Here is an 11,729-nt window from a genome sequence, read left to right as displayed (position 1 = left end):
CAACGGGGGCTGACGGGGGACGAGACCGCCGACGGGGCGGCACTGGACGTGTGGGCGGCGCAACGGACGGATGGGCTCACCGAGACGATGCCCATGGTGGTGGGCGATCAGACCGATCCCGAGCCGGAGCACGAGTCGAAGCGGGTCCACGCCACCCTCGACCGCCCCTTCCGGTTCCTCGCCGTCCACCGCACGTCACGGCTCGCCCTCGCGGCGGGCTGGGTCACCGACCCGGCGCCCTTCCGCGAGGACGAGCTGAACTGAGGCCGGACGGGCTGTACTGACGTACGGGAACTTCTCAGGCGTCGAACGCCGTCGCCCTCGCGTCCTTCTCCCAGGGCGTGATGTCCTCCCTGACCTGGTCCAGGTGGCCCAGGACCGCCGAGACGCCGTCGTCGCCGAGGGGGAGGCGCAGCGGAGTGTGGTCGGACCGGAGGGCGGCCAGGACGACCGCGGCGGCCTTGGCAGGGTCGCCCGGCTGGGTGCCGTCGCCGCCGGAGACGAAGCCGCGGGTGGTGCTGACCTTGGAGTAGACGCCGCTGTCCGTACTGACGCCCGCCCGGTCCTTCTCGAACAACCCGGTCCGGAAGGCGCCCGGCTCGACGATCAGCACCTTGATGCCGAACTCCGCGACCTCGTCCGCCAGCGCCTCGGACATGCCCTCCAGCGCGAACTTCGTGCCGCTGTACGCCGAGAAGCCCGCGAAGGACATCTGCCCGCCCATGCTGCTCATCTGGACGATCGCGCCCGAGCGACGCTCGCGCATCGAGGGCAGTACCGCGCGCACCAGCGCCGCCGGCCCGAAGACATGCACGTCGAACAGCGCCCGCAGCTCGTCCTCGCCGGTCTCCTCGAAGGCGCCGACATGCGTACGGCCCGCGTTGTTGACCAGGACGTCGATCCGGCCGTGCCGGGCCACCACGTCCCGTACCGCCGCCTCGGCCGCGGCCGTGTCGGCGACGTCCAGGCGCAGCGCCTCCACCTGGTCGGGGTGCGCGGCGACGAGGTCGTCCAGCGCCTCGGGGCGGCGGGCCGCGCCCACGACCACGTCACCGTCGGCGAGGGCCGCCTCCGCGATGGCCCGCCCGAAGCCGCTGCTCGCGCCGGTGATGAGCCACACCTTGTTCATGACTGCTCCTGCTCGCTCACGCTCGGTTGATCCTTCTGTGAACCAGCTTGCGGGCGCGGGTGGTTGCCCGTCCAAGACCCGTGGTGATAACCGATGGCCATGACGACCGACGTTCATCTGCGGGACCTGCGCTACTTCCTCACGGTGGCCGAGGAACTGCACTTCACCCGTGCCGCCGAGCGGCTGTACGTGTCCCAGCCCGCGTTGAGCAAACAAGTACGGGCGCTGGAGCGGCAGTTGGGCGTCGAACTGTTCCGGCGCGACCGGCACGGCGTGGCGCTCACCGCGCCGGGCGAGGCGCTGCTGCCGTACGCCCGGCGGGTGGTGGACGACTGGGCGGCGGGGGCGGCGGCGCTGGACGCGGTCCGGGCGGAGGGGCGCAGCACCCTCACCGTGGGGATGAGCACCAGCCCCGGGCGCGGCGGGCTGCTGCCGGCGATCCGCTCCCGCTTCACCGCCGCCCATCCGGAGGCGACGGTGCGGCTGCGCCAGGTGAGCTGGGAGGACCCGACCGCGGGGCTGGCCGACGGGGACGTCGACGTGGCCTTCGTCTGGCTGCCGCTGCCGGACGCCGAGCGCTACGCGTGGACCGTGGTCGCCGAGGAGGCGCGGCTGGTCGCGCTGCCGGAGAGCCATGCGCTGGCGGCCCGCGCGGAGATCGACTTCGCCGACCTCGCCGACGAGCCGTTCCTCGCCCTGCCCGAGAGCGCCGGTCCGCTGCGCGACCACTGGCTGGCCCTGGACTCCCGCGCCGGCCGCCCGCCCCGCATCGGCGCGGAGATCGCCGGCACGGAGGAGACGTACGAGGCCTTGGTCGCGGGCCTGGGCGTCTGCCTGGTCGCCGCGGGCAACGCCCCGCTGATCACGCTGGGCGGGGTGGTGACCCGACCGGTGCGCGGGGTGTCGCCGAGCCGGTACGCGCTGGCGTGGCGACGGGAGCAGCCTCCGGGGGCGCTGGTACGGGGGTATGCGGAGGCGTGCCGGGAGGTGGCGGGGCGACTGCGGCAGACGCGCGGCTGATGCTCAGTTGACGCTCAGCCAGATGTGGGGATCGTTCTCTTCCTCGTCCAGTTCGGGGCGTTCCGGCGCCACGGCGTCGTCCGCCTCGGCGAGCGGGCCACCGGGGTCCGGGGTGCGGTGCTCCTGGATGGGCCGGGTCAGATGCATGACGTATGCACTCCTCTCTGTCATCTCCTCCGCCTGCTCCCCCGCCTCCGGTCCCCGGTCCAGCCCCACCGCGCAGACATAGCCACCGGGGAGCCGGTGCGCGGTGAACACGCCGGGGGTGTACGAGGTCTGCGCGACCGTCGGCCCCCTCGTCGCCTCCCGGTAGCGGAAGCCCACGCGTCTCACGCCCGCCCGCAGGCCCTCGCCGGTGAGCTTCGTCGCGGCCTCCTTCAGCGTCCAGAGCGCCGCCCTGGACTCGGTGCCGTGCGGCGCCGGAGGGAGGGCGGAGATCTCGGCCGGGGTGAGGTAGGCGCTGTCGGGCAGAGCGGCCACCCGGGAGACCTCCTCCACGTCGACGCCGACCCGCCCGCCGTGGACCACGGCAGCCACCGCGTACCGCCCACTGTGCGCAAGGCTCAGCGACAGCCGCGGCCGCCCCACGACATACGGCCGGCCTCGGGGGTCGCGGGCGAGCCGGAGGCCGGTCCACGGGGTGCCGAGGAGCCGGGCGGCGCCCCGTAGCGCGAGCCAGCGGGCCAGCACGGCGCGGGTGCGGTCGCCGGGGCGGCGCAGCCGGGCGACCCGTTCCCGGTCGTCGGCGGAGAGCCGGGGCAGCACCGCCCGGGCAGCCGCCTCGGCCCCTGGGGTGTGGAGGTCGTAGGCGAGGACGAGGGAGCTGCGGGGCCGGGGCGCCGTGACGCCCCCGAAGCGCGGCGCGTCGGGTGGCCCGGGCAAGTCGGCCGCCGCGGTCATGCCGCCCTCGGGCGATCGGGGCGTCGCACGGCCGCCGGGACGTAGAGCCGAGAAGCCTTCGCCGGGACCTGGCGCCCAGGACCAGCCGCCGACACGTCACGCTCGGGACCAGTCGCGGGCGCGTCACGCCCAGAGCCGCTCGCCAGCGCGCCACGCCCAGCCGCCGACGCCTCACGCCCAGGGTCACTCGCCAGGGCGTGAGGCCCAGGAGCAGGCGTCGGGACCTGGCGCCCAGGACCAGTCGCCGACACATCACGCCCAAGACCACTCGCCAACGCCTCACGCCCAAGACCACTCGCCAGGGCGTGAGGCCCAGGAGCACGCGTCGGAAGCTGGGACCTCGGGTCCGGGGCCGTCTCCTCCTCGCGCGCCGAGGCGTCCACGATGCCTGGGGCGAAGATGCTCAGTGCGCCCACCAGGGGGTGTTCGAGGTCGGCGAGGGAAGGTGGGGGCAGGTGCAGTGTCATGGTCGCCGTCCCTCTCCGCCCGGCCGCCGGCGCAGGCACTCCTCGGCGAAGCCCAGCGCCCGCAGGTGATACGACCGTGCCGCCCACCCCAGGCTGATGTTGTGGCCGGCGTCGGGCTGGTGGTCGATGCGGACCCGGGGGGCCGCGTCGAGCCGGTTCCGCAGCCGGGCGAGGGCCGATGCGTCCCGGCGCCACCAGGCCTCGTGCTCGGCGAACGTGAACCGGACGGGGACGCGGACCCGTCCGGCCAGCGCGGCGAACTCCTCGGGCCACCGGGCGGCGTCCGCCAGCTCGCGCTCCGGCGGCGGGGCGACGACCGCGAGACCGGCCTGGAACGTCCCCGGCGGATACAGCCGCAGGGGACCCCAGTTGAGCTTCCAGCTCCCGGCACGGGTGCCCGGCTCGGTGGGCGGGACCAGGTACTCGTCACCGCAGCCGGAGACGTCGAGCCCGAGCAGCCCCGGCACCTTGCCGTCCGCCGCCATCCGCAACGCCGGTTTGCTGCCGAATGAGTGGGCCACCAGGAAGATCCCGGCGCCGGTCGCGCCGTACGCCGACAGGCCGCGCAGTGCTGCGGCGAGGGTGGTGGCCTGGTCCGCCACCCCCTGGCCGTGCGGAAGTTGGCCGGCCGAGGCGCCGTAACCCGGGCGGTCGACGGCGACCGCGGCGAAGCCGAGTTCCGCCGCGAGGGCCAGCAGCGAGGTCTCCGGGTGGGCCGGGCCGTCGAAGTACGCCGCGCTCATCCCGGCCCCGTGCAGGGCGACCACCGTCGCCCTGGGCGGGACGTGCGTGGGCAGGGTGAGCCGGGCGGACAGCGGGATGCCGTCCGCGTCCAGGGTGATGAGCCGCCGGTCGACCACCGGCGCCGGGGGCGGCGGGGCGGGGGGCGCCGTGGTCATGAACGGCCTTCCCCGCCGGAACCTGCCGTTCCGGCCAGGCCTTCCGCGTACGCCTTCGCGATGGTCAGTGTCGCCCTGCTGTTGGTGCTCAGGGCCGTGCGGACGTACTCGATCGCGTCCTGCACGGTCGCCTCCGTCCCCAGCACCCGCTCGATCGCCGCCGTGTTGACGGTGAAGGTGTGCTGCGAGGACGCGTCGACCCCGTCGCCGGCCGGGGTGAAGGTCCAGCGGCCGGTGTGCAGGGTGATCAGTGCGGGCAGGGTGATCTGCTTGTAGACGATGCGGTCGGGGGCCAGTCCCACGCGGTACGACTTCGTGGTGTGCGTGGAGCCGTCCTTGGACAGCGTGTCCATCTCCAGGGTCTGGAGCCCGGGTTCCGGCTGGTCGAGGCGGACCGTGACGACGTGCGGCAGGCGCTCGGTCCACAGGTGGGCTTCGTAGATGAAGTCGTAGACGTCGCTCGCGGCCCCCTTGATGTGGACCGTGTCCTCGAACGAGCAGGTCAGTTCATCGGTGGCGGTCTTCGACTCGGCGAGCGCCTTCAAAGACTCCAGTTCGGCGCGGGAGTTGCGGTCCACGACCTCGTCGACCCAGGCCAGGTCGGCCTCTTCCACGGCCCGGAAGTCGTGGCCGAGGCGGACCAGGGCCTCGCCGGAGGGCAGGTCCTCGATCTGCCAGGTGCCGCCCATGGCCGCGACGGGGGGTGCGCTCACCTCCTGCCGGAAGGTGATGCGCAGCCCCGCGGGGTCCAGGGTGCGGTGCGAGGTCCAGTTCTTGACGGTGTCGCCGGCGGTCGCCCAGATGCGGATGCGCTCCTCGCGCTCACCGCCCTCCAGCCGGTCGACGTGGATGTTCGGCGGGAACAGCTGGGGCCAGTTCTCCGCCTGGGCCAGCAGACGGTAGACCTCCTCGGCGGGCGCCGCGATCTTGATCTCGTGCTGGGACGTGCGCGGTTGGGACGGCATGGGGCTCCTCTGGTGGGAACGGGCGTTGCGCGGTCAGAAGTTGCCGAGGCCGCCGCAGACGTTCAGGGCCTGTGAGGTGATGGAGGCCGCCAGGTCGGAGGCCAGATAGCCGACCAGACCGGCCACTTCCTCGGGCGTCGAGTAGCGGCCGAGGGGGATCTTGGCCTGGAACTTCTCCAGGATGGCGGCCTCGGACGCGCCGGACAGCCGCGCGTAGTTCTGCCGTACGCGCTCGGCCATCGGCGTCTCCACATAGCCGGGGCAGACGGCGTTGACGGTGATGCCGGTGGGGGCGAGTTCGTTGCCGAGCGCCTTGGTGAAGCCGACGACACCGTGCTTGGAGGCGGAGTACGGCGCCCCGAGGACCACGCCCTGCTTGCCCGCGGTGGAGGCGATGTTGATGACGCGGCCGCGGCTCTTGTCCCGCATGCCGCCGGTGGTGAGGACCTCGCGGGTCAGCCGGAAGACGCTGTTGAGGTTGGTGTCGACGATGTCGTCCCACAGCTCGTCGGTGAGGTCGGCGGTCACCCCGCCGCCGCTGATGCCCGCGTTGTTGACGAGCACGTCGACCGTCCCGAACCGGTCGACGGCCGCGCGGACGTAGCCGCGTACGGAGTCCACCGAGCGGACGTCGAGGACGGCGCCGTCCACCTCCAGGCCCTCCTCCTGGAGTCGCTTGACCGTGGTGAGCACCTTGTCCTCGGTGCGTGAGCCGATGAAGACCCGGTGTCCCTGTTCGGCCAGCAGCCGGGCCACGGCCAGGCCGATCCCGCTGGTCGCGCCGGTCACGAGGGCGACGCGCCGCTCCTGCTGTGTCGTGTCGGTCATCTCTTCGCGTTCCTTTCAGGCGGCCGGTGCGACGAGGTGGTCAGCGACGGCGCCGATGAAGGCGCGCGGTGTGGTGGCGTCGCCGATGACGGACTCGTCGAGGTCGATGCCGTACTCCCGCTCGATGCGGCTGGCGGTCTCCAGCAGAGCGAGCGAGTCGTAGCCGATGTCGCTGAACTCGGTGTCGAGGACGTCCTGGGCGTCTCCGTCGAGGCCGCCGCCCTCGGGGGCGCCGGAGCCTTCGAGGAGGATGCGCTTGAGGTCGTCGAAGGTGAACGTGGGCTGGGACATCAGGTTTCTCCTCAAGATGCTGAAAGGCGGTCAGGAGCGGACGACCATCACCGAGTTGAAGCCGCCGTGGCCACGGGCCAGGACGAGGGCCGTGCGCAGTGCGGCGGGGCGGGCCTGGGCGCCGACGAGGTCGAGACCGTGGCGGTCGGCGGGGTCGGTATGGACGGTCGGCGGGATCAGGCCCTCCCGCAGCGCGAGGAAGGCGGTGGCGAGGTCCAGGGCGGCGGCGCCGGCGTACAGGCGTCCTGTCATGGTCTTCGGGGCGGTGACCGGGACGCCCCGGTGACCGAAGACCGCGACGATCGTCTGCGCCTCGATCCGGTCGAGTTCGGGCTCGGCGGCGGCGTCGGCGAAGACGACGTCCACGTCGGAGGGCGCCAGGTCGGCGTCCGCCAGGGCCAGTTCGATCGCCTTGCGCAGGCCCGGTTCGCGGCCGTCGAAGGTGGCGGCGTACCCGGCGATCTCGCCGTACACCCGGGCCCCGCGGGCGCGGGCGGCGTCGGCCGCCTCCAGGATGAGCAACGCGCCGCCCTCGCCCGGGACATGACCGGCGGCCCGCTCGTCGAAGGGCAGATAGGCGCGGCCGGGATCGTCGGCCGTGCTGAGCCGGCCGCTGGTGTGCAGTCCGACCCAGCCCCAGGAGCACAGCAGGGCGTCGACGGCTCCCGCGACCACTAACGAGGTGCCCTTGCGGATCTGCCGCCGGGCCTGCGCCACCGCGTCGAGGCCGCCGGCCTGGTCGGTGACGACGACGCCGCTGGGGCCCTTCATGCCGTTGCGGATGGAGATCTGGCCGGTGTTGACGGCGTAGAACCAGGCGAAGGACTGGTACGCGCTGACGTACTCGCCGCCCTTGCTCCACAGGCTCTTCAGCTCGTGCTGGCTGAACTCGAAGCCGCCCGCGGAACTCGCGGTGATGACGCCCATGTCGAAGGCCGGCAGGTCGGCGGGGCGTACCCCGGCGTCCGCGAGCGCCCAGTCCGCGGCGACCAGGGAGAGCCGGGTGACCTGATCGGTCTGCGGCATGAGCCGGCTGGGCAGGTGCTCCTCGGCGGCGAAGCCGGCTATCTCGCCGGCGAGCTTCGCCGGGTACGGTGCCGCGTCGAAGCGCGTGAGCGGGCCGATGCCGCTCTTGCCGACGCGGGTCGCGCTCCAGTAGTCCTTCGTGCCGAGCCCGTTGGGGGCGGTGATCCCCAGGCCGGTCACCACCACGGAGGCCGTCATGCCGCCGTCCTTTCGGGTCGGGCCAGCACCATCGCGCTCTGGAACCCACCGAAGCCGCTGCCCACGGTGAGGACCGTGTCGACGAGCTGGTCGCGGGCGGTCAGGGGCACGTAGTCGAGGTCGCACTCGGGGTCGGGCGTGTGCAGGTTCGCGGTCGGCGGTACGACGTTGTGGCGGATCGCGAGGACGGACGCGGCGATCTCGATGGAGCCGATCGCGCCCAGCGAGTGTCCGACCATCGACTTGATGGAGCTGACGGGGGTTCGGTACGCGTGGTCGCCGAGGCTGCGCTTGAAGGCGGCGGTCTCGTGCCGGTCGTTCTGCTTGGTGCCGGAGCCGTGCGCGTTGATGTAGTCGACGGCCGTGGGGTTCATGCGGGCCTCGTCCAGCGCGACGGTGATCGCCTGGGACATCTCGGCGCCGTCGGGGCGCAGGCCCGTCATGTGGTACGCGTTGCTGCGGGTGGCGTATCCGGCGATCTCCGCGTGGACACGGGCGCCGCGGCGTCGCGCGCTCTCCAGCTCCTCCAGGACGAACACCGCGGCGCCCTCGCCAAGGACGAACCCGTTGCGGGTGCCGTCGAAGGGGCGGGAGGCGTGCTCGGGGTCGTCGTGGCGTGGCGTGGTCGCCTTGATCGCGTCGAAGCAGGCCATCGTGATCGGCGAGATCGGCGCGTCGGTGGCGCCGGCGACCATGACGTCCGCGGCGCCCTCCCGGATGAGGTCGACGGCGTACCCGACCGAGTCGAGCCCGGAGGTGCACCCGGCCGACACCACGCTGCTCGGCCCCTGCGCCCCCACGGCGCGGGCGACCTCGGCGGCGAAGGAACTCGGCACGAAGTGGTTGTAGAAGAACGGGTCGGCGTAGGCGTGGTCGACCAGGTCGAGCCGGCCGCCGTCGCTGACGGCGCGGTAGTCCTCGTCGAGGCTCATGGTGGCGCCGACCGCGCTGCCGATGGTGACGCCGATCCGGTACGGGTCCAGCGCCTCGGTGTCGAGCCCGCTGTCGGCGACGGCACCGCGCGCGGCGACCACCGCGAACTGCGCGGCCCGGTCCATGCGCCGCACCTCGTGCGGGGTGAGACCGTGGGCGTACGGGTCGAAGTCGATCTCGGCGGCCACCCGTGAACGGAACTGGCCCGGGTCGAAGAAGGTGATGCCGCGGGTGGCGGTGCGGCCCTCGCTGAGCAGGGACCAGAAGGCGTCGGTGCCCACCCCGCCGGGCGCCAGCACCTCCATCCCGGTGACGACCACGCGACGCCCGCTCATACGGCGGCCTGCCAGCTGTAGAAGCGCGTGGCCATGGCGTCGGAGGGGGAACGCCAGGTCTGCGGGTCGAAGACGGTGATGTACGGCAGAAGGTCCTGCTGGATCTGTACGAACCGCGGGTCCAGCTTGGCCTGTTCGATCAGTCGGCCGCCGTCGGCGGACTCGAAGTCCTGGATGTGGAAGTACAGGCCCTCGCAGGCGAAGAGCTGGCGGCGCCGGGTGCCCATGGTGTGCGGCAGTTCGGTGCCGGTGTCGAAGTCGGCGAACAGCTTCGCGACGGTGTCGAGGTCGGACTCGTCGAGCCGGGCCACGATCATGGTGCTGTGCATCCGGTGCGGGTGGGCGACCGGCTGTCCGTGCCACGCGTAGAAGCGGGTCGCGACCGTCTCCAGGGCAGCGGTGACCGGCTCGTGGGGCTCGGCATGGTCCAGCAGCTGGACGTACACGCCCCTGTATTCGAAGAGTTGGCGGCGCAGGAGATTCCGGGTGCCGGACGGTTCGGCGTCGGATTTCGCGAAGTCCTCGGCAATCTGTTCAGCGCTTCCGGGTTTGATCCGGGCCACTATGACACTGCTGTGCATATGTCCTTCTCCATCACGGGAAGCCGTTGATGAGTTCGAGTCTTCCGAGGCCCAATACAGGTTTCAATACAGGCAAGTTCAGGTCTTGTCAGAGGTTCGTCAGAAGATTTCAGGAAAGTGGCGCAGGTGCCTTTCGGGTGCGCAGGATCACAGCCATGACAGATATCGAGGACTTCTTTCGACTCCAGGCTCTGGTGGCCCGTTTCGCGCGTGCGGTCGATCTCCGCGACCACGAGGCGCTGTCCGCGCTGCTCGTCCCGGACGTGGCCATGGAGCTGCTGCCGGACATCCGGATCGAGGGCCGTGCGGCGCTGGCCGGCATGCTCCGGGACGACCGGGTCTGGGCCACCACCATGCACACCGTGGCGAACGTGCTCCCCGAACTCCACGGCGACCGCGCGACCGTGCACGCGAACATCACCGCCGTGCATGTGAGCCCGGGCGGCCCGGGCAAGCACTTCGACCTGGGCGCCCGCTACACCTTCACCGCCGTGCGTGAGGAAGAGAGTTGGCTGTTGTCCCGGATCGGGATCGAGCCCGTGTGGACGACGGGCGACGACCACGGCATGCACGACCACTGACGAACGGGCAGAAGCCGCGCCGGTCCCGCCGGCGCGGCTTCTGTGTGGGGGGACCGCGGGGGTCAGTCCTCCGCGAGGGACAGGGCTTTGGCCGGGCAGATGAAGACCGCCTTGTGGGCGGCGGCCTCGTCGGCGCCCCGCGGCCGCTCGATCAGGACCTTGACCAGCCCGTCGTCGTCCTGGTCGAAGATCCTCGGATCGGTCCGTACGCACTGCCCCGCGCCGATGCAGCGGTCGTGGTCCTTCTCCAGTCGCATGGCGCTCTCCTTCACCAGGTCACGGGCAGTTCGTAGAGGCCGTAGACGAGGGCGTCGCTCTTGAAGTTCAGCTCCTCGGCGGGCACGGCGAGCCGGAGGTCGGGCAGCCTGCGCAGCAGCGTGTCGAAGACGACCTGGAGCTCGACGCGGCCGAGGTTCTGGCCCAGGCATTGGTGGGGGCCGTAGCCGAAGGCCACGTGGTGCCGGGAGTCGCGGGAGAAGTCCAGCTCCTCCGGGTCGTCGAAGACGGCGGGGTCACGGTTGGCGGCGAAGGTGGAGGCGATGACGGCCTCGCCCTTGCGTATGAGGACGCCGCCGATCTCGACGTCGTCCATCGCCAGCCGGTGCGCGCCGAAGTCCGGGATCGTGTAGAAGCGCAGGAGTTCGTCGACGGCCTTGGGGGTGTTCGCCGGGTCCGCCTTGATCTGGGCGAGCAGTTCCGGCCTGGTCAGCATCGAGAAGACACCGAGGTTGATCATGTTGGCGGTGGTCTCGTGGCCGGCCAGCAGAACCAGCAGGCACAGGCTGGCGAGTTGGGGCCGGTCGATGCCGCCGTTCCGCCGCTGGAGCTCGATCTGGCGGCTGAGCAGGTCGTCGCCGGGGTTGGCGATCTTCTCCTCGACGAGCTTGTCCATGTACGCGCGCAGTTGGACGGAGATGTCGATGCGGCCCTGTTCGTCGGTGGTGCGGCGGAGCAGGACTTCGGCCAGCTCCATGAAGTACTCGTGTCCCTCGTAGGGCATACCGAGGATCTCGGAGACCACCAGCGAGGGCACGGGCAGGGAGAAGACCTGGTTGAGGTCGACGGGCCGGGGCAGCTTCAGCATCTCGTCGATGAAGTGGTCGACGATCTCCTGGATGCGCGGCTTCATGGCGGCGACGCGGCGGACCGAGAACTCGCTGATGACGGGCCGCCGGGCCGCCGAGTGCTCCGCACCGTCGAGGATGATCATGAAGGGGGCGTGCTTGGCGAGGGCCGCGTTCTGCCCGGGGACCACGACCGGGAACTCCTTCTTACGGCGGTCCGAGCTGAGCTTGGGGTTCGACATCACGGCCCGCACGTCCTCGTACTTGGTGACCAGCCAGGCCTTTCCGCCGTCCGGGAGGACCACCTGACTGACCGGCGCCTCCTCCCGGAATTTCGTGTAGACCGGCGGAATGGCGAAAGGGCACGTGCGCTGAATGGGAAAGCTGACGAGTTCACTGGTCTCGTCGATATCGGTGTTCGTCATGTCACCCCTCGTTCGGAGTTTCCGCTTCCTGCGGTCCGACGATAACGAGGGAAATTACATGTACGGGTTCAGCGAACGTCAATTCAA

Annotated in this window: 14 protein-coding genes and 1 pseudogene; 3 read left to right on the top strand and 12 right to left on the bottom strand. The window is 71.5% G+C overall.

The genetic code is table 11. The features are described from left to right. The first annotated feature begins 99 nt into the window (after positions 1–99). Positions 100–264: a hypothetical protein gene (locus EJC51_RS47875; RefSeq protein ID WP_166682779.1), complete on the top strand. Its 165-nt coding sequence runs from the start codon at positions 100–102 to the stop codon at positions 262–264. A 34-nt stretch (positions 265–298) separates the two neighbouring features. On the opposite strand, the gene EJC51_RS31395 is transcribed toward EJC51_RS47875, so the two are convergent. Beyond that, a complete protein-coding gene (locus tag EJC51_RS31395; protein WP_126274153.1) occupies positions 299–1,129 on the bottom strand; it encodes an oxidoreductase in 831 nt (276 codons plus the stop codon). A gap of 93 nt (positions 1,130–1,222) precedes the next feature. On the opposite strand from EJC51_RS31395, the gene EJC51_RS31390 reads away from it, so the two are divergent. Beyond that, a complete protein-coding gene (locus EJC51_RS31390; protein WP_126274152.1) occupies positions 1,223–2,149 on the top strand; it encodes a LysR family transcriptional regulator in 927 nt (308 codons plus the stop codon). Positions 2,150–2,152: 3 nt separating this feature from the next. Here the strand turns inward: EJC51_RS31390 and EJC51_RS31385 are convergent, their stop codons facing one another. The 9 genes and pseudogenes from EJC51_RS31385 to EJC51_RS48895 all read right to left on the bottom strand — a co-directional run. Further along, positions 2,153–3,049, bottom strand: coding sequence for a 4'-phosphopantetheinyl transferase family protein (locus tag EJC51_RS31385; RefSeq protein WP_126274151.1), 897 nt, complete (start codon positions 3,047–3,049; stop codon positions 2,153–2,155). Between the two features lie 463 nt (positions 3,050–3,512). Beyond that, positions 3,513–4,415, bottom strand: coding sequence for an alpha/beta hydrolase (locus EJC51_RS31380; protein ID WP_126274150.1), 903 nt, complete (start codon positions 4,413–4,415; stop codon positions 3,513–3,515). Further along, complete coding sequence (locus EJC51_RS31375) at positions 4,412–5,380, bottom strand: aromatase/cyclase (protein ID WP_126274149.1); 969 nt, start codon at positions 5,378–5,380, stop codon at positions 4,412–4,414. The genes EJC51_RS31380 and EJC51_RS31375 overlap by 4 nt, the downstream gene beginning before the upstream one ends. Positions 5,381–5,413: 33 nt before the next feature. Beyond that, complete coding sequence (fabG, locus tag EJC51_RS31370; protein ID WP_079308114.1) at positions 5,414–6,208, bottom strand: 3-oxoacyl-ACP reductase FabG; 795 nt, start codon at positions 6,206–6,208, stop codon at positions 5,414–5,416. 15 nt (positions 6,209–6,223) lie between these two features. Beyond that, the gene (locus tag EJC51_RS31365; RefSeq protein ID WP_126274148.1) at positions 6,224–6,499 is read right to left on the bottom strand and encodes an acyl carrier protein; all 276 of its coding nucleotides are present in this window, start codon (positions 6,497–6,499) and stop codon (positions 6,224–6,226) included. 30 nt (positions 6,500–6,529) lie between these two features. Continuing rightward, a complete protein-coding gene (locus EJC51_RS31360) occupies positions 6,530–7,723 on the bottom strand; it encodes a ketosynthase chain-length factor (protein WP_126274147.1) in 1,194 nt (397 codons plus the stop codon). Then, on the bottom strand, positions 7,720–8,991 hold the full coding sequence (locus tag EJC51_RS31355; protein WP_126274146.1) for a beta-ketoacyl-[acyl-carrier-protein] synthase family protein: 1,272 nt from the start codon (positions 8,989–8,991) through the stop codon (positions 7,720–7,722). The genes EJC51_RS31360 and EJC51_RS31355 overlap by 4 nt, the downstream gene beginning before the upstream one ends. Then, a complete protein-coding gene (locus EJC51_RS31350) occupies positions 8,988–9,320 on the bottom strand; it encodes a TcmI family type II polyketide cyclase (RefSeq protein WP_126277201.1) in 333 nt (110 codons plus the stop codon). The genes EJC51_RS31355 and EJC51_RS31350 overlap by 4 nt, the downstream gene beginning before the upstream one ends. 75 nt (positions 9,321–9,395) lie before the next feature. Continuing rightward, positions 9,396–9,572: pseudogene (locus tag EJC51_RS48895) on the bottom strand (TcmI family type II polyketide cyclase); the annotation flags it as partial. A gap of 155 nt (positions 9,573–9,727) precedes the next feature. Here EJC51_RS48895 and EJC51_RS31340 point away from each other — a divergent pair. Beyond that, the gene (locus EJC51_RS31340) at positions 9,728–10,153 is read left to right on the top strand and encodes a nuclear transport factor 2 family protein (RefSeq protein WP_166682922.1); all 426 of its coding nucleotides are present in this window, start codon (positions 9,728–9,730) and stop codon (positions 10,151–10,153) included. Between the two features lie 62 nt (positions 10,154–10,215). Here the strand turns inward: EJC51_RS31340 and EJC51_RS31335 are convergent, their stop codons facing one another. After that, entirely contained in the window at positions 10,216–10,410 is a 195-nt protein-coding gene (locus EJC51_RS31335) for a ferredoxin (RefSeq protein ID WP_097268555.1), read from the bottom strand. 11 nt (positions 10,411–10,421) lie between these two features. After that, positions 10,422–11,642 carry a cytochrome P450 gene (locus EJC51_RS31330; protein WP_165951184.1) on the bottom strand — a complete coding sequence of 407 codons (1,221 nt, stop codon included), beginning with the start codon at positions 11,640–11,642 and terminating at the stop codon, positions 10,422–10,424. Between the last annotated feature and the right edge of the window lie 87 nt (positions 11,643–11,729).

It is taken from the genome of Streptomyces aquilus (assembly GCF_003955715.1).
Lineage (GTDB): Bacteria > Actinomycetota > Actinomycetes > Streptomycetales > Streptomycetaceae > Streptomyces > Streptomyces aquilus.
This window is presented reverse-complemented; position numbering and strand designations above follow the sequence as displayed.